Source organism: Aliidongia sp., from assembly GCF_035943795.1.
Taxonomy (GTDB): Bacteria; Pseudomonadota; Alphaproteobacteria; order ATCC43930; family CGMCC-115725; genus Aliidongia.
Window position 1 is genome coordinate 113,269 of record NZ_DASZBY010000093.1, and the last position, 22,984, is coordinate 136,252.

Genomic DNA, 22,984 nt, shown 5'->3' on the forward strand with positions numbered 1-22,984 from the left:
TCAGCCCTCCAGCCCCATGATTTCCTGGAACCGCTTCTCGAGGCCGAATTCCGCAACGCGCTCCAGGAAATGCGGCCGGAAGCGCGAGCAGACGAAGCTGCCGCGCAGCGTGCCCTCGCGCGTCTCGCCTTCATAGCGATAGGCGAACAGTTCCTGGGTCGTGATGACGTCGGATTCGAGGCCGACGACCTCCATCACGCTCACGACCCGGCGAATGCCGTCGCGCATGCGCTCGATCTGGACCACCAGATCGAGCGCGCTGACGATCTGCATGCGGATGGCACGCGACGGCAGCCCGATCGCCGCCATCAGCACCATGTTCTCGACACGCGCCAGCGCGTCGCGCGGCGTGTTGGCATGGACGGTCGACATCGAGCCGTCATGGCCGGTGTTCATGGCTTGAAGCATGTCGAATGCCTCGGCACCGCGCACCTCGCCGACGATGATCCGGTCGGGTCGCATGCGCAGGGCGTTCTTCAACAGGTCGCGCTGATTGATTTCGCCATTGCCCTCGAGGTTGGCCGGGCGCGTCTCGACCGAGACGACATGGGGCTGCTGCAGCCGCAATTCCGCCGCGTCCTCGATCGTGACGATGCGCTCGCCCGGGTCGATCGCCTGGGACATGGCGTTCATCAAGGTGGTCTTACCGGAGCCGGTGCCGCCGGACACCAGGATGTTGAGGCGCGCCTTGCCGGCGATTTCCAGGAAACGGGCGAGCGGCTCCGACAGGTTCGCCTGCCGGACCATCATGTCGAGCGTGATCGCGCGGCGGGAAAACTTGCGGATCGACAGGGTCGGGCCGCACAAGGCCAGCGGCGGCAGCAGGATGTTGACGCGGCTGCCGTCGGCCAGGCGCGCGTCGCAGATCGGGCTGGATTCGTCGACCCGGCGCCCGACCGAGGCGGCGATACGCTGGGCGATGTTGGCGACATGCTGGTTGTCGCGGAACCGCACGGCGACCAGTTCCAGCTTGCCGCGCCGTTCGACCCAGACCTTGTCCGGTCCGTTCACCATGATGTCGGTGATGGTATCGTCCGCCAGCAACGGTTCGAGCGGACCCAGGCCCACCATGTCGTCCAACAGTTCCTGGACCAGCCGTTCCTGCTCGCGCGCATTCAGCTGAACGCGCTGTTCGTTGCCGATCTCGCCGACCAGGCGGCGGATCTCCGTGCGCAGGCCATCGGGTGACAGGCGCATGGCCGCGGCCGGCTCGATGCGCGTCAGCAGCACGTCCCGCATCTGCCGGCGCGTTTCATCCATCGCCGGAACACGGAAATGATCTTCCTCGAGCTTCGGCGCCGGTTGCGGGACGGCCACGATGGCGCGCCCCTCGGCCTCGACGAACCGGCGACCGAACGAGCTCTTGATCATTTCAACCGACTCCAGAACGGACGGCGTTGCGCCACATGGCGACCGCTCATTTCGCTGGCGAGGTTGGCGATCGACGCGGCGATCGGTCCCTTCTCGCCGGCGATGGGCCGGCCGGCATTGGCGGCGGCGATGACGCTTTTCGGGTGGTACGCGATGGTCGCATCCACCGGCATGCCGATCGTGTCTGCGAGGGTGGCGAGACCGATCTCGCTCTTCCCGCCCTCGCCCAGGCGATTGAGCACGACCAGATTGCGCTGGCCCAGGTGTGGTGCGTCGATGATGGTGCGTAGGCGCAGCGTGTCCCGGATCGCCCGTGCGGTCTGGTCCAGCACGACGACCCGCGTGGTCGACAGGTCCAGCATCTGATGCAGGAACGTGCCGTTGTCGCGCGGAATATCGACCACGACATAGTGGAACTGCTTGCGCAGCACTTCGAACAGGGGCGCCAGTGCTGCCGGATCCAGCCGAAGCGGCGATTCGAGCTTTTCCTCGGAACTCAGCAGGAACAGCCGGTCGCCGCTGCGCACCATGGCGCGGTCGAGGAACAGGTCGTCGATCCGCGTCGGGCTTTCCAGCGCCTCGCGCAGGCCGGCGCTGCCGTCGAGCTTGATGTCGAGCGTCAACGCGCAATCGCCGTAATGGACATCGAGGTCGACCAGGCAGACCCGGCGGCTTTCCTTGTTGGCGAGATACCAGGCGAGATTGCTGGCCACGGTCGTGGCGCCGACCCCGCCGCGCGCGCCGACCACCGTCACGACCCGGCCCGACTTCTGGCTGAGCGGCGTGGTGCCAGGACTGGCCGAACCCAGCACGGTATCGATCGCGGACTGCACCAGCGATCGCGTCAGCGGCTTCACGATATAGTCGCTGACGCCGGCGCGGATCAGGTCGCGATAGAGGCCGACGTCGTTGCGATCGCCCACGACCACGACGGACACGCCCGGCTCGCACACTTCAGCCAGGCGATGCACCTCGTTGACGGGCAGTTCGGTATTGGAAATATCGACCATGAGCGCCATGGGCGAGCGGGATTTTTCCAGATGCGCGTTGGCGCGCAGGATCCCGCCGGAATGAACGGAGCTGAAGGACAGCGCCATTTCCGTGACGCATTGCTGGACCGTCTGCTCGCTTTGCGGATCGGACAGGAACGCCGTGAAGCGCTCCCGTCCCTTGCCGGTGCCGTGCGCCGACTCGAGCGCGCCCTGACGACCTGGCAGGATGCTCATGGCGCCGATCCGCCGGATTGACCCGGAGTGAAGGTCTGGGCGTCGAATTTCCGGGTCTTGTCCTGCAGCAGGCGGTCGATCGCCGCACCGGAGATGGCACTGTCGGTCTCGCCGCCGGTCTGCCCCTGAATGAGATCGCGCGGATCCTCGACCATCGCGGCCAGGCTGCTGTTGACGGTGCAGCCGAAATCGCTCCAGGCCGGGTTCTGGCTGTTGGCGATGGCATCGACCGAGCGCCGGGCGCAGCTCGGCATGACGGCCCGATAGGTCGTCGCGATGACCTTGACCTGCCCGACGGCGGCGACCGGGCCGGGAGCGGCGGCGGCGACCGGCTGGATCTCGATCTTGGCGGGATTGACCCCGTCGGCGATGGCGGCCTGCCGCAGGGTCGCAACGACCTGCGGGGCACCGCCCCAAAGCGTGACGTGCAGGATCTGCGGGTTGCCGGCCGCAGCCTCCGCGATGAACCGGTCGAAGCCATGGCGGGAAGCCGGCGACAGCTCCGTCGTTCCGCGGCCGACCGGGACCAGGAACTGCTGTTCCTGCTTTTCGATCTGGGTCAGATGCGTTTCCGGGTGGGCAAGCACCGGCACTTCGTCGGACGTCCGGCTGCAGGCGCCGAGGCCGGCGACCATCAGCAACGGCAAGAGCGATGCGGCGACTCGTTTCATTCTGGCTATCCTCCGCATCATTCCAGCTCGAACCCGGCATCGCCCTGCAGGCGAGGCCCGCTCAAACGCTCCACGGCGAGCCGGTCGTCATATTCGCTGCCCTCCTTGCGGATGCCCCCGATACGGCCGAGCAGCATCCGCTCGATATCGGTCGGCGGGCGCAGCCCGTCGGTCGGCAGGCGGATCATCTTGGGATCGGCGATCGGCTTCACGATGTAGGGCGTGACGATGATGATCAGCTCGCTCTCGTTCCGCGTGAAATTCGACGAGCGGAACAGCGCGCCCAGCACCGGGATGTCGCCGAGGCCCGGATAGCGGCTGATGGTCGAGCTGGTGTTGTTCTGCAGCAGGCCGCCGATCGCGAAGCTTTCGCCGCTGCCCAGCTCGATCGTCGTATCGGCGCGGCGCACCGACAGGCCGGGGATCTGGACGCCGCCGAGCGTGATCGCGCCATCGGTCGACAATTGGCTGACCTCGGGGCGCACGTGCATGCTGATGTGGTTGGACGCGAGCACGGTCGGCACGAAGTCCAGCGACACGCCATATTGCTTGAACTCGATCGTGACCGCGTTCTGGTTCTGGGCGATCGGGATCGGGAATTCACCGCCTGCGAGGAAGCTCGCCTTTTCGCCGGAGAGCGCCGTCAGGTTGGGCTCCGCCAGGATCGAGATCAGGCCGTCCTGGGCCAGGGCATCGATGACCGAGTCGAAATTCACGTGAGAGGTCATCGCACCGACGATCCCCGAGCCGGCGCCGGTCGGGTCAGGCGTGAAGGGGCCGGGGACATAGGTCCCGGGTCCGGTCTGGACTGCCGGATAGACCACCCGCCCGGTATTGAGGCCGAACCGGAACGCGCCGGTGGTCAGCATCGCGTTCCAATTGAAGCCCAATTCCTTGGTGACGGACCGCGAGACTTCCGCGATGCGGACCCGAATGGAAACCTGTGCGGAGCTTTTGACCTTCAGCCGGTCGTCAAGCGCATCGCCGTCCTTCTGAAAGCCGTTGGCGATCTGGTTGGCGCGATAGGCGGCGGCCGGGTCGCGCGCGGTCCCTTCCAGCGCCAGGCCCGAATTCGTGCCCTTGACCTGGACATCCCGCGCATCGGGATCGACGATGATGGATTTCTGCACCGCATCGCTGGCGTTCCGGACCTCGACGTCCATCGCGGCGATCTGTTGGCCGTCCGCACCCAGCGCATAGAGCGTGGTGTGCCCGGCCTTGCGCCCGAGCACGAAGACCCGCGTCGGCATCGGCACCTGGACGTCCGCGATGGTCGGGTCCGCGATGAAGACCGTGGTGGCCGGTACCGACAGCGAGATCAGCTTGCCCTGGGAGACCTCGACGACGATGGCGGTTCCCGCCGCTTCGACCGGCCGGCCGAAACCGGCGGCACCGAGCACCAGAAGCATGACGACAGCGAATGATTTCAAATGCTTTTGCATCTTATCGCTCAGTTACGGACTGTGATCTCAGTCGGTTGTTGCGTTTCTATTGAGCGGGCGTGGCGCCTTTGTCCGCGCCGCGATAGACGGTGACCGGCAGGCTCACGACCGCCTTCGTCGGGGTCGAGATCTTCTTCAGCGCCGGGGAGACGTCCTCGGCCCAGATCGGACCGGTGCCGCCGGCCGCTTGTGCCACGACCGAGGTCGCGGTCTCCAGGCTGCGGATGGTCAGCGACAGGTCGCCGAGCTTGGTGGCGACGACGATCTTTTCGACCTGCTGGGGATCGACCTCGAGGGTGACGGTCTGGGCGAGCTTGCCTTCCGGACCCGCCTGGCTGGCCTTGGCCTGCAGCTGCTGATCGATGGCGAGCACGCGCACGTCCTGGGCGATCGTCTCGGCGACCGAGCGATGGGTCAGGGAGACTTCCGGGGCGCTCAGGATCTGCGTCAGGATCACGTCGACCCGGTCGCCTGGATAGATCAGGCCGGCGGCGCCCGAAACCGCGGTCACGCCGATCGAGATCGCACGCTCGCCCGGCGCCAGCACGGCAGCCAGAAAGCCGCTCTCGCCGGGCTTCACGACGGCACCGCGCGAAATGACGTCGCCCACGGCGAGGCGCCGACGGACGACGGCACCCGTCGCCTCTTCATAGAGCTTGCGATCGGCCGCAGCCTGGTCCGACGGGTCCGGGGTGATCGGCCGCACGAACAGGCTGTCGGCCGCGACATTTTCGGGCAGGGGCGCGAACTGCAAATCCTGCGGCTTCACGAGCGCGCCCACCGGCAATGCCGCCGTGGCGACGATGACCATCGTCTTCGGCACGGCCTTTTCTTCAGCCACCACCGGAGTGTTGAAGAAAACGAGCTTTGCCACGACCCCGCCGGAGACGAGTAAAAGCAGGATGAGGATGATTCTCACGCCCATGTGACTCGCCTAATGCTGGTAGAGTTGTGGGAAGAGGGTGCAGATCGCGGCGAAGGAAATCGCCACGCCGTACGGAACCGAAGGCGGGGATGAAACGGCAGCATCGACGGTCAGTGCCTGTCTGCGCGCCCGCGAGCGGGCGGCAAAATCCCACATCAGGACCAGCACCGACAGAACGCCGCCGGCCATGGCCATCAGCAGAAGAAATGGCGGCGTGCCTTGGGACCCGACCAGGAGGACGGTCGCCGACACGAGCTTCACGTCGCCGCCGCCGAGCCAGCCGCGCGCAAAAAGGAACGACGCCACCGCGAACACGATTGCCGTGGTCACGGTGGTCCAGATTATCCCATCGATCTGCGCGGAAACCGCAAGACGGAGGATCGCGAAGCCGGCGATGGCGAGCGACAGGGAATTGGGTATCGATCGGTGAAACAGATCATTCCAGACCGCCGCGAGGTAGATCAGCACCGAGGCGGCTAGAATGAACGACAACAATTCGACCTCCCCAGTAACCTCTCAGACGGCAGCGTTCTGCCGTGCTGAGAGGATATGTCCGGGAACCTTACGCAAGTGTAACCAGATCGAACAAATCAGATGCTGGAACCAACGGTCGTGAAGATGCCCGAGAGGGTGGTGCCGAAGGTCTTGACGGTCGCCACGATCGCGACGGCGATCAACGAGGCGAGCAGGGCATATTCCACGGCGCTGACGCCGCGCTTGTCACGACCGAGGTTGAGCAGAAAATGGTGAGCAGAAGCGACGTACTTCATCACAGACTCCTACAATGCTCTTGCAAGCGAGATTGAAACTAAAAATGTGGACGATGCGGCTATTCATGCATGCCCGTTATTCAGTCACCCCAGAGAAGGCTGAGCGCTTATGACGGACCTCACGCACCGTTTTAGAGGCCAGCAGTTAACGTGCGGTTAAAATTCCGACAGCTCTTTTAAATTACTCAAAATCTCAATGAATGAACGGAGGGTTAACTTCAATCTATGTAAAATTTGAACGAATTATCGAATCATTCTTATGCATAGATGAAAACTATTCGTTAAATTTTGTTAAGCCCGGCAACGATGTCATCGACGCCCTTCATCCAGGTGGGCCGTGCTGCGGATACCCGATGAACGAAGGGAAAGGATCACCCTCTTGCAACCGAAGCCGCGGATGCGTCTCATCTTGCGCGCCGGCAACCGGGCGGCCTATCAACCGGCTGGCCGTCTCCGCCGATCCCCGCCCGCCATCCAGCAAGAGGCCCGCCAGAGGACATGAACGCCAATCCGGCCCCGGCTAGAAAAGAGTCTCGACCCTCGCTGCTCGCCCAACTGCGCAGCGGCGCATGGCTCGATCGGGACCGCGTCATCGCCTATGGCCGGATCCTTCTGGTCCTGGAGATCGTCGCACTGGCGATCGTCGCGGCCGGAACCTATGGCCTCCTCGGACCGCTCGACACGCCGACATCGACCGATTTCCTGAGTTTCTTTTCGGCCGGAACGCTCGCCGACCAGGGGCATCCGGCGCTGATCTACGACCAGCCCAGCCATCGGCTGGCGGAGCAGACCGTCTTCGGCGATCCGAACCTGCCCTATTCCTATTGGTTCTTCTATCCGCCGACCTTCGTCACCTATTGCGCGGCCATGGCGCTCGTCCCGTACCTGCCGGCGTTTTTCCTCTGGATCGCGGCCACCGGCACGGTCTATGTCCTGGCGCTTCGGGCGATCCTGCGCGATTGGCCGGTGTTGATCGCGATCCTATCGTTTCCGTCGGCGCTGATCACGGCGGGCATCGGACAGAACTCATTTCTGACGACCGCCATCTTCGGTACGGCGACCTACCTGATCGAGCGGCGCCCCCTGGCGGCCGGCGCGATCCTGGGCGGGCTCTGCTACAAGCCCCACTTCCTGCTGATGACGCCGGTCGCCCTCATCGCCGGTCGTCACTGGCGCGCACTGGCCGCGATGGCCGCGTCCGTCGCCGCCTTCACCGGCCTGTCCCTCCTGCTGTTCGGCTGGCAGACATGGGAGGCGTTCCTGCTGCTGACCCGGACCACCACCTCGACCTTCGAGACCGGCAAGGTGGGGTTCGCCGGCCTGATCAGCCTGTTCGGTGCGGTGCGCCTGATGGGCGGCCCCGTCATCCTGGCCTATGGCGTACAGGCTCTGGCAGCGGTCGCGGCCGGCGTACTGACCGCCGTCGTGTGGCGGAAGAACCTGAGCCTGCCGGTGCGCGCCATGACGCTGATCGCCGCCACGCTGTTCTCCGTCCACGTCATCCTGTTCTACGACCTGCTGCCGATGACCGTCGCCATCGCCTGGCTGTTGCAGGACGCCCGCAAGACCGGCTTCCTGCCCTGGGAAAGGACGGTGCTGATGGCGATCTGGCTGATCCCGATGGTGTCGCGCAGCGCCGGGCTGGCCGCGAACATCCCGCTGGGCCCGCTCGCGACAGGGGGCTTGCTGTTGTTCGTCGCGCTCCGGGCGCGACAGGAGCATCGGGCGAGGACAGGGGTCTCCCCCGCCACCGGTCCGAACGCCTACTGACCCTGCAACGCCGTCGCCAAGGCGCGGCCTGCATCCAGGATGTGCCGCGCCAGCAGCCCGCATCCCCGCTCGACCTGCCCGGCCTCGATCGCTTCGAGGATCGCAGCGTGTTCCGCGTCGGAGCGGGGTTGCCAGCCGAGGGTCTGCCACGTTGCGAACAGGTGCCGGGCGCTGGCGCTGTGCAGATCGGCGATGCTGGCGCTGAGCCGGGGCAGGCCGCACGGCAGGGTGATCGCCTCGTGGAAGCGGCGGTTGGCCACCTCCCATTCCACGATCTCGACCTTGCCGATGCAGCTTTCCATCGCCGAGCGGGCCCGGGCGATATCTGCCGGCTGAAATTTCGGCAGCGCATGGCGCAGGGCCAATGCCTCCAACGCTGCCCGAATTTCGGCGACCTCCAGCACGTCCGCCGGATCCAGGCGCGCGACGCGGACCCCGCGTCGTGGTTCCGTCACGACGAGACCCTGCGCCTCGAGCCGTCGGAATGCCTCGCGCACCGGCACGTGGCTCGCCCGGAACGCCTGCGCGATCTGGTCCTGCAGCAGGCGCTCGCCCGGCTTCAGCGCACCGGCGACGATCTGCCCGGCCAGCGCACGGGCGATCTGCCCGGCCACCGACCGGTCGTCCGCATCACCCTCTTGAACATTTATCAGCATCGGATCATAGATAATCTATTATCTGGGAGATGTCGTATGGATCGTGTTCGTCCCGCGAGGTTACAGCATGTCGCCGGCATCGGTGTGGATCGAATGGGCTCGATCGCCGATGCCTCCGGCCGGGACTTCCTGCGGCTGGAAAACCTCGATACCGACATTCCGCCCGATGCGGCGGCGATCGAGCGGACGAGCTCCGCGGCCGGCGAGGATGCCGCGAACAGCTATCTGCCGTTCGTCGGACAGCAGCATTTGCGCGATGTCGCGGCCCGGCATGTTTCCGCCCTGTCCGGCGTCGCCTACACCGGTGCCCGCAACTGCGTCATCTCGGCCGGCGGCTTGTCCGGTATCCTGAACGCGTTGCTGGCCACGGTCGAGGTGGGCGACGAAGTCGTCGTGACCGACCCGACCTATGCCGGCCTGCTGAACCGGATCCGGCTGGCCGGCGGCGTGCCGCGCCAGGTGCCGTTCGTCTTCACGCCGGGCGCCCCATGGCGCCTCGACCGCGATGCGTTGCGCGCGGCGATCGGTCCGCGCACCCGCTCGATGCTGCTGATGTCGCCCTCGATGCCCTGCGGCGGCGTGCTGGACCGGGACGATTGGGCGCTGGTCGCCGAACTGTGCGTGCGGCACGACCTGCTGCTGATCCTGGACAGTGCCATGGAGCGGCTGCTGTTCGACGATCGTCCGGTGATCCATCCGGCCTCGTTCCGCGGTATGGCGGAACGGACGATCACGGTCGGTGCCGCCTCGAAGGAATTGCGCATGATCGGCTGGCGCGTCGGCTGGACGGTAGCGCCCGAGTGGCTGATGCCGGACCTGGTCGCCGTCTCGCTCGCCAATGTCGTGGTCCCCGTCGGTATCGCCCAGGACGCGGCGGCGGTGGCCCTGGAGCGCTCGACCACGACCCTGCCGCCCTATGTGGCCGAGTTGCAGCGCCGGCGCGACGCAGTCGCGTCGCAGCTCGAAGGATTGCCGTTCGGACTGCCGGCCGGCGGCTGGTCGATGCTGTTGCGCGTATCGGATTTCGGATGGAACGGAGCGACCATGTCGGAGCGGCTGTTGGACCAGGGGGTGTGCGCGACCGGCATGGTCGGTTGGGGATCGACCCATGGTGCGGATTACATCCGCTTCGTCTTCGCCAATGAGCCGGTCGACCGGCTGCTGAGCCTGGGCAGCCGCGTCCGGGCGGCGCTGCGGCCATGAGCGGCCCGGCGATGCGCCAGCTACCGTCGTGGCGTGTGGAGCGGCCGTGGCTCGCCGACGCGCCGGTGTGCGACGGCCTGCTGCCCTGGGCGAACAACTTCCTGCCGCCGGGCTCCGACCTGGGTCGGGAGCTTCGCCGATTCTGGCAGGCCGGCGGGGTCGATCATATCTCGCTCACGGCTGCCGCCGGGCGCGAGACCGATGTGCAGGCCCTGGAGCGCCTGGGCTTCCTGCGCCGGGAATTGGCGTCGCATGCCGGCTGGATCCGCATCGCCCATGACGAGGCGGCCATCCGCGCGGCGCGCACCGACGGCGTCCTCTCCGTGTCGTTCCATTTCCAGTCCTCGACCCCATTCGCGGCCACGCTCGACCTGGTCGAGGCGTTCAAAAGCGCGGGCGTCCGACGGGCGATCCTCGCCTATAACGAGGCGAACGTGTTCGCGGACGGCTGCCACGAGCCGCGCAATGCGGGGCTCAGCGCTTATGGCCAGCGGCTGATCGCGCGGATGGACGAGGTCGGCATGCTGGTCGATCTCAGCCATTGCGGCGAGCGGACCTCGTTCGACGCACTCGACGCGCCGCTGCGGCGGCCGCCGGTCTTTTCCCACTCCAATGCGCGTGCCCTCTACGACCACGAGCGCAACATCACCGACGCACAGATCAAGGCCTGCGCCGCCCGCGGCGGCTATATCGGCGTGAACGGCGTCGGCATGTTCCTGGGTGTGCCGGGCCCGCGTATTCCGGAGGCGATGGCCGAGCATGTCGCCCACATCGCCGGTCTCGCCGGTGCCGACCGGGTCGGCCTCGGCCTCGACTTCATGTTCCTCGAAGGCAGCAGCTACGACTTCTTCCATGTCGCGCGCGGCCGCTGGCCGCGCGGCTATCCCGATCCGCCCTGGGATTTCATCCAGGCCGAGCAGTTCGGCGCTCTGGTCGAAGCGCTCGAGGCGAAAGGCTTCGACCGCGCCGAACTGCGCGGCATCCTGGGCGAGAACTACCTGCGGCTGGCGATCTGATCCCGCGTCCGCTTACCCCAGACGCTCGATCATCGCCATGGCCGCCGCCGGATTGCGCGGCTTGAAGCCGCTGATGACGTAGAGGAAGACTTCGCGGTCTTCAGCAGCGGGATGCGCGCTGTCCGCCGTTTCCAGTCCCTTCGGCATCTTGCCGGCGGCCAGGTGGCGCGCGCGATCGACCCAGGTGTCGAGCGCGGCCGACGAATAGCCCGTCTCCTCCGCCTCCGTCGTGCCCATGATGCGGGCATAGACGAACGGTGCGGTGAAATCGGCGATCTGCGGAAATTCCGAATCGCCGGCAAGCACGACCGCAACCTTGTAGCGCCGGGCCAAGGCGATGAATTCCGACGTCTTGAAGCTGTCGTTGCGCACCTCGACCGCGTGGCGCAGCGCCCTGCCCTCGCGTTCTTCCGGCAGCAGCTTCAGGAAAGCCTCGAAATCGTCGGGATCAAACTTCTTGGTTCCGGCGAATTGCCAGTTGATCGGACCCAGCTTGTCCTTCAGTTCCGTGATGCCGCTGCCGAGGAAGCGATCGATCGATTCGCCCGCCTCCGCCAGCACCCGCCGATTGGTGGCGAAGCGCGGGCCTTTGAGCGAAAAGATGAAATCGTCCGGCGCCTCGTCATGCCATTTGGCGAAGGTCTCCGGCTTCTGCGAGCCGTAATAGGTGCCGTTGACCTCGATGGAGGTGAGCTTGCTGCTGGCATATTCCAGCTCGCGCTTCTGGGTCAGGTCGTCCGGATAGAACGTGCCGCGCCAGGGCTCGAAGGTCCAACCGCCAATGCCGATGCGGATCTTGGGCGTCGCGTGTCTGGGCATCTGGGCTTCCCATATCTGCTCGTGGGGGCGGAAAATACCAGAATATCAATCGCGGGTGGCGAGGAATGGTTGCCGGCAGGAACCGAGCTTCAGCAGGCGGGTTCATGGATTGCCCAGCGGAGTAGCGGATATGGCGCCTCGAGCGAATTGGAAAGGCTTTCTCAAGGTCGGCGAGTTGAGCTGCGCCGTGGCCTTGTACACGGCCGCCTCGCAGTCGGAGCGGATCGCGTTCCACACGCTCAACCGCAAGACCGGCAACCGGGTCCATCGCCAGTTCGTCGACGGCGAGACCGGCAAGCCGGTGGAGCGCGACGATCAGGTCAAGGGCTACGAGGTCGCCCAGGGCGAGTATGTGACCTTCGAGCCGGACGAGGTCGCCAGCGTCGTACCGGAGAGCGACAAGACCCTGGCCATCGAGCAGTTCATCGCCTGCCACGACATCGACGACGTCTATTTCGACCGGCCCTATTACCTGGCGCCCAGCGACCCGGTCGCAGCCCACGCGTTCAATCTGGTCCGCGACGCCATGAAAAAGAAGCAGGTCGCGGCGCTGGCCCGGACCGTGCTGTTCCGCCGGGTGCGCACCGTGCTGATCCGTGCCCACGACACCGGCCTGATCGCAACGACGCTCAACTTCGACTATGAGGTCCGGTCGTCAGACGAGGCGTTCGAGGGCTTGCCGAAGCGGAAGATCGCCGGCGAGATGCTCGATCTCGCCAGGCACATCATCGATACCAAGCGCGGAGAGTTCGACCCGGTCAAATTCGACGACCGGTACGAATCGGCGCTGGCCGAGATGGTCAAGGCCAAGCTCGCGGGCAAGCCGCTGCCCAAGCCCAAGGCGGTGAAATCGACCAAGGTGGTCGATCTGATGGAAGCGCTGCGTCAGAGCGCCGCCGGCGGCAAGGCGGCGAAGAAGCCGGCCGCTGCCAAGAAACCCGCATCTGCGAAAAAAGCGACCCCGCAACGCAAGGCGAGTTGATGGAAAGCCGGCGGCCCGGAGCTTGGTCCGGGCCGCCGTTTCGTCAGAGCGTGGTCGACGAGCGCAGGCGCTGGTCGCGTTCCAGCTCCGTCTCGGTATAGGCCGGCGCGTTCTCGTCGAAGCGGGTCCAGCCGGTTTCCCGATAGGCGGCACCGCGCACGGCCGGATCGACCCGGCGATAGCGCTCCAGGATCACTTCCGCCGTCGATGCGATGGAATCCTCGACCCGGACGGTGACGAGGGTGCCGCCACGACGCACGCCTTCGGCGTAGACGTGGGCGTCTTCCTCGGGAACGCCATTGCCGATCATCGCGCCGATCAGCCCGCCACCGGCACCGCCGACGACGGCACCACCGGCAGCACCAGCCGCGGTCGCGATCAGCCAGCCGGCCGCCACGACGGGGCCCACGCCGGGGATCGCCAGCATGCCGAGGCCGGCGAGCAGGCCGGCACCGCCGCCGACGACGGCGCCCAATGCTGCCCCCGTACCGGCACCCGGGCCGGCCTCGTTGCCTTCCTTCACGGGGGCGTGATGGCGCTCGCCGACATTGTTGGCGAGCAGGCTGATGTGCTCATGCGCGATGCCGGCAGCTTCCAGCTCGCGCACGGTCGCTTTGGCGTCTTCATAGGAATCGTATAATCCGGTGAGCGTGCGGGTCATGATTGGTCCTCCAAGGCGAGCGCGTTCGTCGCACTGCCGTATTCGTTGGTCCGGTTACTGGCCGACGATGTTGCCCTGGTAGTCGACCGCCACGCCGACGGACTTGCCGTCCTTCGTGGCCGTGCCGCGCCAGACCGACTGATCGTCTTTCTTAAGTGCGCTGACGGCGGAATAGCCATGCTTCTCCAGCCGGTCGCGGGCCTGGGCTTCGGTGAAGCTGTTCTTGCCGGCGACCGGAGCCGCGGTGGAATGGCTATCGGCAGTGCCATGCGTGATGGCGGGCGGCTTCGTGGAACCCGTGGCCGGCGGCGTTTGCGCCACGGCTGTGCCAGCACCGATGATGGCCAGTCCAACGACCGCCGCGGAAAGGATCTGTTTCACGTTTTTCCTCCATGAGACGTTTCTCACGGAGACAAGCGTTCAGATCCCTTTTGGTTGCCGCGGATGGGCTAGCGACCCTTGGGCCGCTTCTCGTCGTCCGCGATGCTTCGGCGCAGCGCGTCCATGATGTTGACGACATTGGTCGGACGCGCGGCTGGTGCCTTTGCCTTGGGCGGACGCTTACCCTTTTTCTTAGCCGCGATGAGTTTCAGCAGCTCCGCCTGGACCGGGTCGCCCAGCATGCCCGCATCCCACGGGACGGTCTTCTGGTCGATCAGCTTGGAGATGAGAGCCACCATCTCCGGCTCCGGCTTCTCTGGTTTGATGCCGGCGAAATAATCACCCTGGTCGCGCACTTCGTCGCCGTAGCGCAGCGTCCAGAGCACGATACCGCGATCGCGCGGCTCCAGGATGACGGCTCGTTCGCGGCGATAGAGCACCAGGCGCGAAATCCCGACGGTGCCGGTGGCCGCCATCGCCTCGCGGATGACGGAGAACGCCTCCTCGCCGACCGGGTCGTTCGGCGTCAGATAATGCGGTGTGTCGTACCAGATCCACTCGATGGATTCGCGCGGCACGAACATCTCGATGTCGATCGTCCGCGTGCTTTCGAGCGCCACGGCGTCGAGTTCCTCGTCCTCGAGCATGACGTACTCGTGCTCGCCGCGTTCGTAGCCCTTGACCTCGTCGTCCTCGTCGACCGGCTTGCCGGTCACGCCGTCGACATAGTGGCTGACCACGCGATGGCCGGTCGCCCGGTTCAGGGTGTGAAACCGCACCTTCGAGCTTTCGGACGTCGCCGGCGTCATCGCGACCGGACAGGTCACGAGCGACAGCTTCAGATAGCCCTTCCAGAACGAACGCGGTGCCATGGCAGATCCTCGAGCCTGAGCAGTCGAGCTATAAAGCGTCGCGCGAAGCCGGGGGTTCCCTCCGCCCGTTTCGCGACCGTCGCAGGAAATTCGAAGGGATCGAAAAACCGTCGCCGGGGTTCATTATTCAGGATCTCGAAACATGCCCGTTGGACTTCCCGCTGGTGGAGGCGACCTTGGAGCTCATCATATCCAACGCGATACCCGAGCGCGTCAGGTCGGACGCCCGTCGCGCCCCGAAACTTCACGTCGTTACCGGCGGTAAGGTGAAGCCCATCACCCTATCGGCCTCCGAAGTCGGCCTCGCGGACTGCCTGCAGGAACTGTTCGCGATGTTCGACCAGGACGATCGCCGCGAGGCGCCGAAGCGTAAGTGATCGGGCGGCGGCGCCGCAGAACATGGCGGCCGGCGTGATGCGTCAGCCGGCGGCCGTCTGCGTCGCCAGGCGCGGCGCGCTCAGCCGGCCATAGGTCAGCAGCGACAGGCCTCCGAGGACGACCAGACCGCCCAGCACCATGAAGCCGGGCATGTAGGATCCGGTGCTGCTGTGCAGCATGCCGACCAGGAAGCCCGCGATCGTGCCGCCACCGCCAGCACCCAGGCCGTTCATGATCCCGGACGCAGGGCCGACCGCCTCGGGTGCTACCGTCGACTGCAGGATCGACCAGATGTTCGGCGTATAGCTGGCGGCATAGAAGCCGAGCGCCACGGTGATGAGGGCGAGCTTGGCCATGCCGCCGTCGACCTGCGGCAGGAGCAGCAGCAACCCGCCGGGAATGAGCAGGCCCAGCGACGCGATTAACACCCGCTGCTTCGTCCGATCGCTGATGATCGCCATGGGAATGGCGAGCAGCACCGCCGCCGCATAGGGCACGGCACTGGCCAGCGCCTGGTCGATCCCGGTGAAGCCCAGGGATTTCACCACGAGCGGGATCCACAGCGTGATGCCCCAGAACAGCATGCCCTGGGTGATGTAGCTGAACACCAGGAACACGAAGGACCAGCCGCCGAATGAGTCGAAGTTCAGCGGCGCGCTGGGCTGGCCGCTCGCGTCGGGGCGGAAGGGTGCCTCCGCTTCCGGGCGCAGGCACTTCATGTACAGCGGGACGATGAACACCAGCCCGAGGCCTCCGGTCAGAAAGAACAGGACGCGCCAGCCGAACGCCTGGTAGATCGGCGTCAGCACCAGGAAGCCGACGGCGAGCGCCAGGAATTGCCCGTAATATTGGATGAGGCTGTTTGCCTTGGTCAGTTCGTCGGCCGCGAACCAGCCGCGGGCGAAGCGCGACTGCTGCGGCCAGTAGATGCCCTCGGCCAGCCCGAGGATCGCCCGGCAGACCAGCAAGACCGCAAGCGACGAGGTGAAGCCGATCACCACCGTGGCCATCGACCAGAGCGCGAAGCTCCAGACCACCACGACCTTCGGATCGAGCCGGCGCGTGAGGAAGCCGCCCAGGACGTTGGCGAGAGCGTAGCCGATCAGGAAGATGGTCAGCGCCAGGCTGGAGGTGACGGAGAAACCTTCGCCCGCAAACCCCATGTCCTGCGCTACCGACGGCAGGCTGACCGACAGGTTGCTGCGGTCCAGATAGGCCACGAAAAGCCCGATCATCAGCGAGCCCCCGATACTCCACCACTTGGACCGCATGGTCATCCTCCGGCTGATTATTTGTACGAAGTACCGGCTTCTCGTCGTGGCCGGGCTTGACCCGGCCCTCCACGCGGCGGCGCGTCGCGCGTAGTCACCTTGCGGAGGTGTTGGCGGCACGGCATGGATCCCCGGGTCAAGCCCCGGGGATGAGGTTGGAGGGTGAACCCTCACCGCCCCTTCTGTTTCCGCCACGCGTCGAACGCCGCGAGGTTCGTCTCGTCGGTCGGCGGATAGAGACCGAGGATCGACTGGCCGCCCTGGACCCGTTCCGTCACGAAATCCTCGAACGCGGTCATTTCGGTCGCCTCCGCGGCGATCTCGTCGGCGATCGCGGCCGGCACGATGATCACGCCGTCGACATCGCCCACGACCACGTCGCCGGGCCAGACCGCGACGTCGCCGCAGCCGATCGGCACGTTGATGTCGAGCGCCTGATGCAGGGTGAGATTGGTCGGGGCCGAAGGGCGGCTGTGATATGAGGGCATGTCGAGTGCCGCGATCTCGGACGAATCGCGGAAACCGCCGTCGGTCACCACGCCGGCGACGCCGCGCACCATCAGGCGCGTCACCAGGATCGAGCCGGCCGAGGCGGCGCGCGGGTCCTTGCGGCTATCCATGACCAGCACCGCACCGGGCGGGCATTGCTCCACCGCCTGACGCTGCGGATGCTCCCGGTTCCGGAACACGGTGAGCGGGTTCAGGTCCTCGCGCGCCGGGATATAGCGCAAGGTGAAGGCCTCGCCGACCATGGTTTCGGTTCGGGCACGCAGCGGGTGGACGTCCTGGATGAACTGGTTGCGCAGGCCGCGCTTGAACAGCGCCGTCGCCAGCGTCGCGGTGCTGACTTTCTTGAGTTTGTCGCGGGTCGCGGGGCTGAGCTTGGTCATGGTGAAGGCTCCGGATCAGTAGATGACGGGCTCGGAAACCGGCGCGCCGAAGTCGGTTCGCAGGAAATCGAAGTCGCAGCCTTCGTTCGCCTGCTGGATATGCTTGGTGAAGACCCAGCCGTAGCCGCGCTCGAACCGGACCGCAGGCGCCACCCACTCGGCACGGCGCCGGGCCAATTCCTCGTCGGACACCTCCATGCGGATACTACGGGCATCGACGTCCATGGTGACGATGTCGCCGGTGCGCAGCAGGGCCAGCGGGCCGCCGACGTAGGATTCCGGCGCCACATGCAGGACGCACGCGCCATAGCTGGTGCCGCTCATGCGTGCGTCGGAAATGCGCAGCATGTCGCGGTGGCCTTCCTTCAACAGCTTCTTCGGCATCGGCAGCATGCCCCATTCCGGCATGCCCGGGCCTCCCTGGGGGCCGGCGTTGCGCAACACCAGGACATGGTCGGCGGTGATGTCGAGCGTCTCGTCGTCGACCGCCTTCTTCATCGACGGATAATCGTCGAACACCAGGGCCGGGCCGGAATGCCTCAGGAAGCGCTGGTCCATCGCCGCCGGCTTGATGACGCAGCCGTCGGGCGCCAGGTTGCCCTTCAGGACGGCCAGCGAACCTTCGCCGTAGATCGGCCTGTCGAGCGGCCGGATCACGTCGTCGTTGAAGACCTTGGCGCCCTCGATGTTCTCGCCCAGGGTCTTGCCGCTGACCGTCAGGCAATCGAGGTGCAAATGCCCGCGCATCTGGCTCATCAGCCCCCGGATGCCGCCGGCATAATAGAAATCCTCCATCAGATAGGCCGAGCCCGTGGGTCGCACGTTGCCGATGACCGGCACGCGCCGGCTCGCCTTCTCGAAATCATCGAGGCCGATGTCGCAATTGGCCCGCCGCGCCATGGCGATCAGGTGGATGATCGCGTTGGTCGAGCAGCCCATGGCCATGGCGACGGCAATGGCATTCTCGAATGCCGGACGGGTCTGGATCCGGCGCGGCGTCAGGTCCTCCCAGACCATCTCGACGATACGGCGGCCGGACTCGGACGCGAGCCGGATGTGGCCGGCATCGGCCGCCGGGACCGACGAGCCGCCCGGCAGCACCATGCCGACGGCTTCCGCGATCGCGGTCATGGTCGAGGCCGTGCCCATGGTCATGCAGGTGCCGTAGGAGCGCGCGATGCCGCCCTCGACGCCCAGCCATTCCTGGTCGGTGATCTTGCCGGCGCGCAGCTCGTCCCAGTATTTCCAGCTGTCGGACCCGGAGCCCAGGAACTTGCCCTGGAAATTGCCGCGCAGCATCGGTCCGGCCGGCAGGAACACTGCCGGGATGTTCATGCTGGTGGCGCCCAGCAGCAGACCGGGCGTGGTCTTGTCGCAGCCGCCCATCAGCACCGCGCCGTCGACCGGGTGGGAGCGCAGCAGCTCCTCCGTCTCCATGGCCAGCATGTTGCGGTACATCATGGTGGTCGGCTTGACGTAGCTTTCCGACACCGACAGCGCCGGCAGCTCGACCGGGAAGCCGCCGGCCATCAGGATGCCGCGCTTCACATCGTCGACGCGCTGCTTGAAATGGCTGTGGCAGGGCTGCAGGTCGGACCAGGTATTGATGATCGCAATGATCGGCTTGCCTTGCCACTCCTCCGGCGAGTAGCCCATCTGCATGGCCCGGGAGCGATGGCCGAACGATCGGAGATCGGCCGGGCCGAACCAGCGCGCCGAGCGCAGATCGGTCGCCTGCTTGCGCGTCGTCGAAACGGAGGGTGTGTCGGTTGCCATGTGCAATGCCTCGGTCTTGTCCCTGCCGGCGGCATGCTGGCCGACGGCTTTATTGATTCTGGCCCGAGTCGGCCGCGACCGCCACAGGTCGCCTGCCGGGCCGGCCGGAAAATGCTTCTTGTCCATCTTGTTTATCTGCTAGGGTACTTGCATGCAAGCAAGAAGCACGCAAACCGGGACGGGTACGGAACCGATGGAAGACCCCATCGATCTGCAATTGACCACCGGCCGGCGGGCGACGATCGCCATGCAGATCTACCGGCATCTGCGCCGTCTGATCGTCGCCGGCGACTACGCGCCGCTGCAGTCCCTGTCGGAGAATGAGCTCGCCGCGCGCTTCCGCGTCAGCCGCACGCCGATCCGCGAGGCGCTGGGTAAGCTGGAGGAGGAGAAGCTTGTCTCGATCCTTCCGCAATATGGCACCTTCGTCGCACCCATCGTGCCGGACCGGGTGTTCAGCGATCAATTCGTGCGCGAGGCGCTGGAGTGCGCGGCGATTGGCGAGGCCGCAACGCGGTGCACCGAGGCGGACGCCCGCATCCTGTGGGCGATCATCGAGGACCAGCGGAACGCCTCCTCGGAAAAGGCTTTCTTCGCGGCCGACGAGGCGATGCATCGCGCACTGATGGCCGTGGCCGATCAGGAGGCGGCCTGGCAGGTCGTCGATGCCGCCAAGGTCAACATCGACCGCATCCGCCACCTGTCGGTCCGCCACACGTTCAAGCGGCGCCTGATCCTGACCGAGCACGAGCGCATCATCGATGCGGTCGTCGCCCACGATCGGGAGCGCGCGGTCGCGGCCATGCGGGAACACCTGCGCGGCGTCTTCGCATCGAGCGCGCAGATGATGCTGACCTACCCCGAATTCTTCCAGGGCGCAGGCGACGCGCCACGCCCGACACGGCGGAAACGGCCGCCGGGCGACATCCCAGGCTGAAGGCGGCGGCGATCATCCGACCGGCGCCGAAGCCGGCAACGACAACCAAAGGGGGAAACAGTGCAAGACCGGGAAGACCGCGCCATCAAAAAGGCCGCGTGGCGGCTGTTGCCGCTGCTGATCCTGCTCTATCTCGTGGCGTACATCGACCGGCAAAACGTCAGCTTCGCCAAGTTGCAGATGCTGGGCAGCCTGGGCATGAGCGAGGCCGCCTACGGCCTGGGCGCCTCGCTGTTCTTCATCGGCTACCTGATCTTCGAAATCCCCAGCAATATGGCGCTGCACCGGTTCGGCGCCAGACGCTGGATCGCACGGATCATGCTGACCTGGGGCCTGGTCACGATCGCGCTGGCCTGGACCAGTTCGGCCACCATGTTCTACGTGCTGCGCTTCCTGCTGGGCGCCGCCGAGGCCGGCCTATACCCGGGCGTGATCTATTACATGACCCTGTGGTTCCCGGAGCGTTATCGGGTCCGGGTCGTCGGCTATTTCACGCTCGGGAGCAGCCTCGGCAACATGGTCGGCGCGCTGATCAACGGCGTACTGCTGGACCTGAACGGCCTGTTCGGGCTCGAAGGCTGGCGCTGGGTGTTCCTGGTGACCGGCATCGCGCCGGTCGTGCTGACTTTCGTCACCTGGCGCCTGTTGCCGGATGGGCCTGGCGAGGCGCGCTTCCTGGATCCGGCCGAACGCGAGGCGATCCGCTCGGCGGTCCGGCGCGACGCGCCCAAGCTGCCGCGCCACGGCAATCCGTTCGCTGTGCTGACCCAGGGCCGCATCTTCGTGCTGGCGTTCTTCTACACGATGATTTCGATGTCGATCTACGGCATCGGCTATTGGCTGCCGACGGTCGTCAAAGGCTTCGGCGTCACCAGCACGGTCAATGGCCTCTTGAACATGATCCCGTGGTTCCTCACCTCGCTCGTGCTGCTGTGGCTGCCCGGTCGGTTGCAGACCCCGGGCACGATCCTGCGCTGCGTCGGGCTGGCGGTGATCGTCGGCATCCTATGCTTCTGCATCAGCACCTTCGCCGCATCGCCGATGGTGAGGCTCGCGGCCCTGGCGCTGGGCGCGCCATGCCTCTACGTCATGATCCCGTGCTTCTGGTCGGTTCCGGCCCGGTTGCTGACCGGCGCCCAGGCCGCCGCAGGCATCGCCGCCATCAATTCGCTGGGCAACATCGGCGGCTTCGTCGGCCAGAACATCATGCCCTGGGTCAAGGACACGACCGGCAGCGATGCCGCCCCCATGCTGGTGCCTGCCGCCTGCCTGGCCGTGCTCGGCCTGGGCGCGATCCTGGCATCCCGCTCGACGACCATCTCGCCGGCTGTCCCATAGCGGGATGGAGATCCCGGCGACACTGGTCGCCGCCCATGCCCGCGAGGCGCGCTAGTACCTCTGCACAGTGATGTTGAAGGGTTGACCTAGGTCCAGAAACGACCCTTGTAGGTCGTGCAGCCGGCTTTTCTGAATGCCCGATTGCAGACATAATCCAACGATGCTTACGCTTGCGATCACAGGCTTTGATGCCGACCCAAATCGGGTGACCGACATCCTCGGCATCGAACCTACTTCCGTCGGAAGGATGGGCGAGCCATCACAGAGTGGCAGACCCCGCAACTCCAATGGATGGTGGAAGGATGTCGAACCTGAGCGGCTCGTTAGCGCCAGCCAGCACGCGGACGCAATGGTGCGGATGCTCGATCATCTGCAGGGGCGCGAGAGTCACTTCAATCGGCTGCGGAAGGAAATTGAGCCGCTCAACATGTCGATCTACGGCGGCCTTCACGTAGAAGCAGATCGGCAATGCGGCGTGTTCCTCGATCCGGACCAGATGCAACTGCTCGCCAATTGCGGCGTCGGATGGGGCCTCGACTTGTTCGTAAATCGATAGTGGCAGCGGTTGACCCATGAGTGTTGCTGAGCCAGGCATGAACATTCTATCGAATAATGCGCAGGTCTTTGCCCCGATCGGTCGTTGCATTTATTGCGGCAGCAGTGGCAGAGGCACGCTGACCAAAGAGCACATCATCCCGATAGGCATCGGTGGCGGCTTAATTCTGCCTCAAGCGAGTTGCACGCCTTGCCAACAGGAGATCAATCGCTTCGAGACGATATGCATGCGCAAAATCTTCCTGCCTTTCAGACGGGCGACAGGGTTAGTGCGGCACGGCAGTGATCTTCCGAAATCGATACCTCTGATTTTCGACTTAGACCTCAGAGGTCCAACATTTGTGAGCCTGGATGAGCATCCGAACGTCGTTGTAATCCCGGCATTGAGAAACCTTCCTGGAATCCTCGCGGGGGGCGCTCCCAGCAATCGGGTTGATTTCGACTACAAGATTTTCGCTGGCGTCGAGATCATGGAGGAAACGCAGAAGCGGCTGGAAGAGCAGAAACGTGTGGGCATAGGCATTGACGGCTTCGCGTGGGTCCGCCTGCTTGCCAAGATCGCACACGGGATAGCGGTCGCCGAACTAGGACTAGAGGGATTCAATCCCGAACTTCCCGACCTGATTTTGGGTCGCAACCTCAACCTCGCAAGCTATCTTGTAGGCAAGGGACCCTCGCTGACGCCGGAACCTGATCGCCCGCCCTTGCACCAGGTCAGCCGATTAGAGGCTGCCGTAAACGACCGCAAAATGGTCGCGGTGCAGATACGGTTGTTCGCCGAACTCGGGGCCGAGGTACCAACGAACATCGTCGTCGCTGGAATGCCGGTCTGAAAGAGGTGAGCCATGGTCGAGCAGCGCCCTCTCCGTCGTTTTACAGAGATGCCGACTTCCTAAAGTGTCCTGGCCCGAACCAGACGAGTGGGGTGCGGCCGATCCACTCGAAGGGCAACCTTCCGCAAGTTCGTGCCAATGTCCGAAAGCAGAAAGTCGGCAAACCACCCAAGACCGCTATTCCGTCCGAGCCCCTCAGCGACGGAGCTGAGGAGCTAGCGCTGCGCTCAACCCGTCAAAT

24 protein-coding genes are annotated in these 22,984 nt (G+C 65.5%); 9 read left to right on the forward strand and 15 right to left on the reverse strand.

The features are described from left to right. The 7 genes from VGV37_RS17710 to VGV37_RS17740 all read right to left on the reverse strand — a co-directional run bounded on the left by VGV37_RS17710 (position 1) and on the right by VGV37_RS17740 (position 6,405). The gene (locus VGV37_RS17710; RefSeq protein ID WP_326881040.1) at positions 1-1,371 is read right to left on the reverse strand and encodes a CpaF family protein; all 1,371 of its coding nucleotides are present in this window, start codon (positions 1,369-1,371) and stop codon (positions 1-3) included. Then, positions 1,368-2,597, reverse strand: a complete 1,230-nt coding sequence (locus VGV37_RS17715; RefSeq protein ID WP_326881041.1) for an AAA family ATPase — start codon at positions 2,595-2,597, stop codon at positions 1,368-1,370. Before VGV37_RS17715 ends, VGV37_RS17710 begins: the two co-directional genes overlap by 4 nt. Then, positions 2,594-3,268: a CpaD family pilus assembly lipoprotein gene (locus VGV37_RS17720; RefSeq protein ID WP_326881042.1), complete on the reverse strand. Its 675-nt coding sequence runs from the start codon at positions 3,266-3,268 to the stop codon at positions 2,594-2,596. Before VGV37_RS17720 ends, VGV37_RS17715 begins: the two co-directional genes overlap by 4 nt. A gap of 17 nt (positions 3,269-3,285) precedes the next feature. Next, positions 3,286-4,698 carry a type II and III secretion system protein family protein gene (locus tag VGV37_RS17725; RefSeq protein WP_326881043.1) on the reverse strand — a complete coding sequence of 471 codons (1,413 nt, stop codon included), beginning with the start codon at positions 4,696-4,698 and terminating at the stop codon, positions 3,286-3,288. A 58-nt stretch (positions 4,699-4,756) separates the two neighbouring features. Then, a complete protein-coding gene (gene cpaB, locus VGV37_RS17730) occupies positions 4,757-5,635 on the reverse strand; it encodes a Flp pilus assembly protein CpaB (RefSeq protein ID WP_326881044.1) in 879 nt (292 codons plus the stop codon). A 9-nt stretch (positions 5,636-5,644) separates the two neighbouring features. After that, positions 5,645-6,130: an A24 family peptidase gene (locus tag VGV37_RS17735; protein WP_326881045.1), complete on the reverse strand. Its 486-nt coding sequence runs from the start codon at positions 6,128-6,130 to the stop codon at positions 5,645-5,647. Between the two features lie 95 nt (positions 6,131-6,225). After that, positions 6,226-6,405, reverse strand: a complete 180-nt coding sequence (locus tag VGV37_RS17740; RefSeq protein WP_326881046.1) for a Flp family type IVb pilin — start codon at positions 6,403-6,405, stop codon at positions 6,226-6,228. Between the two features lie 498 nt (positions 6,406-6,903). On the opposite strand from VGV37_RS17740, the gene VGV37_RS17745 reads away from it, so the two are divergent. Beyond that, positions 6,904-8,175: a glycosyltransferase family 87 protein gene (locus tag VGV37_RS17745; RefSeq protein WP_326881047.1), complete on the forward strand. Its 1,272-nt coding sequence runs from the start codon at positions 6,904-6,906 to the stop codon at positions 8,173-8,175. Here VGV37_RS17745 and VGV37_RS17750 read toward each other — a convergent pair. Continuing rightward, positions 8,169-8,789, reverse strand: a complete 621-nt coding sequence (locus VGV37_RS17750) for a GntR family transcriptional regulator (protein ID WP_326881048.1) — start codon at positions 8,787-8,789, stop codon at positions 8,169-8,171. The two genes, VGV37_RS17745 and VGV37_RS17750, sit on opposite strands and share 7 nt — an antisense overlap. A 78-nt stretch (positions 8,790-8,867) precedes the next feature. On the opposite strand from VGV37_RS17750, the gene VGV37_RS17755 reads away from it, so the two are divergent. Together VGV37_RS17755 and VGV37_RS17760 are read left to right on the forward strand one after the other, a co-directional pair. Next, positions 8,868-10,034 carry a pyridoxal phosphate-dependent aminotransferase gene (locus tag VGV37_RS17755; RefSeq protein ID WP_326881050.1) on the forward strand — a complete coding sequence of 389 codons (1,167 nt, stop codon included), beginning with the start codon at positions 8,868-8,870 and terminating at the stop codon, positions 10,032-10,034. Beyond that, positions 10,031-11,050 (forward strand): dipeptidase, encoded by a 1,020-nt coding sequence (locus VGV37_RS17760; protein ID WP_326881052.1) that lies wholly within the window; start codon positions 10,031-10,033, stop codon positions 11,048-11,050. Before VGV37_RS17755 ends, VGV37_RS17760 begins: the two co-directional genes overlap by 4 nt. A gap of 12 nt (positions 11,051-11,062) precedes the next feature. Here the strand turns inward: VGV37_RS17760 and VGV37_RS17765 are convergent, their stop codons facing one another. Then, positions 11,063-11,869: a DUF72 domain-containing protein gene (locus tag VGV37_RS17765; protein ID WP_326881053.1), complete on the reverse strand. Its 807-nt coding sequence runs from the start codon at positions 11,867-11,869 to the stop codon at positions 11,063-11,065. A 130-nt stretch (positions 11,870-11,999) separates the two neighbouring features. Between VGV37_RS17765 and VGV37_RS17770 the strand changes: the two genes are divergently transcribed. Then, positions 12,000-12,851 (forward strand): Ku protein, encoded by an 852-nt coding sequence (locus tag VGV37_RS17770; protein ID WP_326881054.1) that lies wholly within the window; start codon positions 12,000-12,002, stop codon positions 12,849-12,851. A 43-nt stretch (positions 12,852-12,894) separates the two neighbouring features. Here the strand turns inward: VGV37_RS17770 and VGV37_RS17775 are convergent, their stop codons facing one another. The 3 genes from VGV37_RS17775 to VGV37_RS17785 all read right to left on the reverse strand — a co-directional run bounded on the left by VGV37_RS17775 (position 12,895) and on the right by VGV37_RS17785 (position 14,765). Continuing rightward, complete coding sequence (locus VGV37_RS17775) at positions 12,895-13,512, reverse strand: hypothetical protein (RefSeq protein ID WP_326881055.1); 618 nt, start codon at positions 13,510-13,512, stop codon at positions 12,895-12,897. A 54-nt stretch (positions 13,513-13,566) separates the two neighbouring features. Continuing rightward, the gene (locus VGV37_RS17780) at positions 13,567-13,893 is read right to left on the reverse strand and encodes a hypothetical protein (RefSeq protein ID WP_326881056.1); all 327 of its coding nucleotides are present in this window, start codon (positions 13,891-13,893) and stop codon (positions 13,567-13,569) included. Between the two features lie 68 nt (positions 13,894-13,961). Further along, positions 13,962-14,765 (reverse strand): Ku protein, encoded by an 804-nt coding sequence (locus VGV37_RS17785; protein ID WP_326881057.1) that lies wholly within the window; start codon positions 14,763-14,765, stop codon positions 13,962-13,964. Between VGV37_RS17785 and VGV37_RS17790 the strand changes: the two genes are divergently transcribed. Beyond that, positions 14,759-15,142, forward strand: coding sequence for a hypothetical protein (locus VGV37_RS17790; RefSeq protein WP_326881058.1), 384 nt, complete (start codon positions 14,759-14,761; stop codon positions 15,140-15,142). The two genes, VGV37_RS17785 and VGV37_RS17790, sit on opposite strands and share 7 nt — an antisense overlap. Positions 15,143-15,184: 42 nt before the next feature. Here the strand turns inward: VGV37_RS17790 and VGV37_RS17795 are convergent, their stop codons facing one another. The 3 genes from VGV37_RS17795 to araD all read right to left on the reverse strand — a co-directional run bounded on the left by VGV37_RS17795 (position 15,185) and on the right by araD (position 19,206). Further along, positions 15,185-16,414, reverse strand: a complete 1,230-nt coding sequence (locus tag VGV37_RS17795) for an MFS transporter (protein ID WP_326881059.1) — start codon at positions 16,412-16,414, stop codon at positions 15,185-15,187. Between the two features lie 170 nt (positions 16,415-16,584). Next, positions 16,585-17,304 (reverse strand): ribonuclease activity regulator RraA, encoded by a 720-nt coding sequence (locus VGV37_RS17800; protein ID WP_326881060.1) that lies wholly within the window; start codon positions 17,302-17,304, stop codon positions 16,585-16,587. A gap of 15 nt (positions 17,305-17,319) precedes the next feature. Continuing rightward, positions 17,320-19,206, reverse strand: a complete 1,887-nt coding sequence (gene araD / locus VGV37_RS17805; protein ID WP_414638025.1) for an L-arabinonate dehydratase — start codon at positions 19,204-19,206, stop codon at positions 17,320-17,322. Positions 19,207-19,273: 67 nt separating this feature from the next. On the opposite strand from araD, the gene VGV37_RS17810 reads away from it, so the two are divergent. From VGV37_RS17810 to VGV37_RS17825, 4 genes are all read left to right on the forward strand, one after another. Continuing rightward, positions 19,274-20,017: a GntR family transcriptional regulator gene (locus VGV37_RS17810; RefSeq protein WP_326881061.1), complete on the forward strand. Its 744-nt coding sequence runs from the start codon at positions 19,274-19,276 to the stop codon at positions 20,015-20,017. Between the two features lie 60 nt (positions 20,018-20,077). Further along, positions 20,078-21,355 (forward strand): MFS transporter, encoded by a 1,278-nt coding sequence (locus VGV37_RS17815; protein ID WP_326881062.1) that lies wholly within the window; start codon positions 20,078-20,080, stop codon positions 21,353-21,355. Positions 21,356-21,515: 160 nt separating this feature from the next. Beyond that, positions 21,516-21,911, forward strand: a complete 396-nt coding sequence (locus VGV37_RS17820) for a DUF4279 domain-containing protein (RefSeq protein WP_326881063.1) — start codon at positions 21,516-21,518, stop codon at positions 21,909-21,911. 37 nt (positions 21,912-21,948) lie between these two features. Then, the gene (locus VGV37_RS17825; RefSeq protein WP_326881064.1) at positions 21,949-22,743 is read left to right on the forward strand and encodes an HNH endonuclease; all 795 of its coding nucleotides are present in this window, start codon (positions 21,949-21,951) and stop codon (positions 22,741-22,743) included. Positions 22,744-22,984 lie beyond the last annotated feature (241 nt).

What these genes read in the sequence shown, in the direction of transcription:
- cpaB (WP_326881044.1), bottom strand. Translation starts at nt 5,635, where the DNA reads ATGGGCGTGAGAATCATCCTCATCCTGCTTTTACTCGTCTCCGGCGGG.
- VGV37_RS17775 (WP_326881055.1), bottom strand. Translation starts at nt 13,512, where the DNA reads ATGACCCGCACGCTCACCGGATTATACGATTCCTATGAAGACGCCAAA.
- VGV37_RS17715 (WP_326881041.1), bottom strand. Translation starts at nt 2,597, where the DNA reads ATGAGCATCCTGCCAGGTCGTCAGGGCGCGCTCGAGTCGGCGCACGGC.
- VGV37_RS17710 (WP_326881040.1), bottom strand. Translation starts at nt 1,371, where the DNA reads ATGATCAAGAGCTCGTTCGGTCGCCGGTTCGTCGAGGCCGAGGGGCGC.
- araD (WP_414638025.1), bottom strand. Translation starts at nt 19,206, where the DNA reads ATGGACAAGAAGCATTTTCCGGCCGGCCCGGCAGGCGACCTGTGGCGG.
- VGV37_RS17795 (WP_326881059.1), bottom strand. Translation starts at nt 16,414, where the DNA reads ATGCGGTCCAAGTGGTGGAGTATCGGGGGCTCGCTGATGATCGGGCTT.
- VGV37_RS17740 (WP_326881046.1), bottom strand. Translation starts at nt 6,405, where the DNA reads ATGAAGTACGTCGCTTCTGCTCACCATTTTCTGCTCAACCTCGGTCGT.
- VGV37_RS17760 (WP_326881052.1), top strand. Translation starts at nt 10,031, where the DNA reads ATGAGCGGCCCGGCGATGCGCCAGCTACCGTCGTGGCGTGTGGAGCGG.
- VGV37_RS17825 (WP_326881064.1), top strand. Translation starts at nt 21,949, where the DNA reads ATGAACATTCTATCGAATAATGCGCAGGTCTTTGCCCCGATCGGTCGT.
- VGV37_RS17755 (WP_326881050.1), top strand. Translation starts at nt 8,868, where the DNA reads ATGGATCGTGTTCGTCCCGCGAGGTTACAGCATGTCGCCGGCATCGGT.
- VGV37_RS17770 (WP_326881054.1), top strand. Translation starts at nt 12,000, where the DNA reads ATGGCGCCTCGAGCGAATTGGAAAGGCTTTCTCAAGGTCGGCGAGTTG.
- VGV37_RS17810 (WP_326881061.1), top strand. Translation starts at nt 19,274, where the DNA reads ATGGAAGACCCCATCGATCTGCAATTGACCACCGGCCGGCGGGCGACG.
- VGV37_RS17820 (WP_326881063.1), top strand. Translation starts at nt 21,516, where the DNA reads ATGCTTACGCTTGCGATCACAGGCTTTGATGCCGACCCAAATCGGGTG.
- VGV37_RS17765 (WP_326881053.1), bottom strand. Translation starts at nt 11,869, where the DNA reads ATGCCCAGACACGCGACGCCCAAGATCCGCATCGGCATTGGCGGTTGG.
- VGV37_RS17745 (WP_326881047.1), top strand. Translation starts at nt 6,904, where the DNA reads ATGAACGCCAATCCGGCCCCGGCTAGAAAAGAGTCTCGACCCTCGCTG.
- VGV37_RS17785 (WP_326881057.1), bottom strand. Translation starts at nt 14,765, where the DNA reads ATGGCACCGCGTTCGTTCTGGAAGGGCTATCTGAAGCTGTCGCTCGTG.
- VGV37_RS17720 (WP_326881042.1), bottom strand. Translation starts at nt 3,268, where the DNA reads ATGAAACGAGTCGCCGCATCGCTCTTGCCGTTGCTGATGGTCGCCGGC.
- VGV37_RS17800 (WP_326881060.1), bottom strand. Translation starts at nt 17,304, where the DNA reads ATGACCAAGCTCAGCCCCGCGACCCGCGACAAACTCAAGAAAGTCAGC.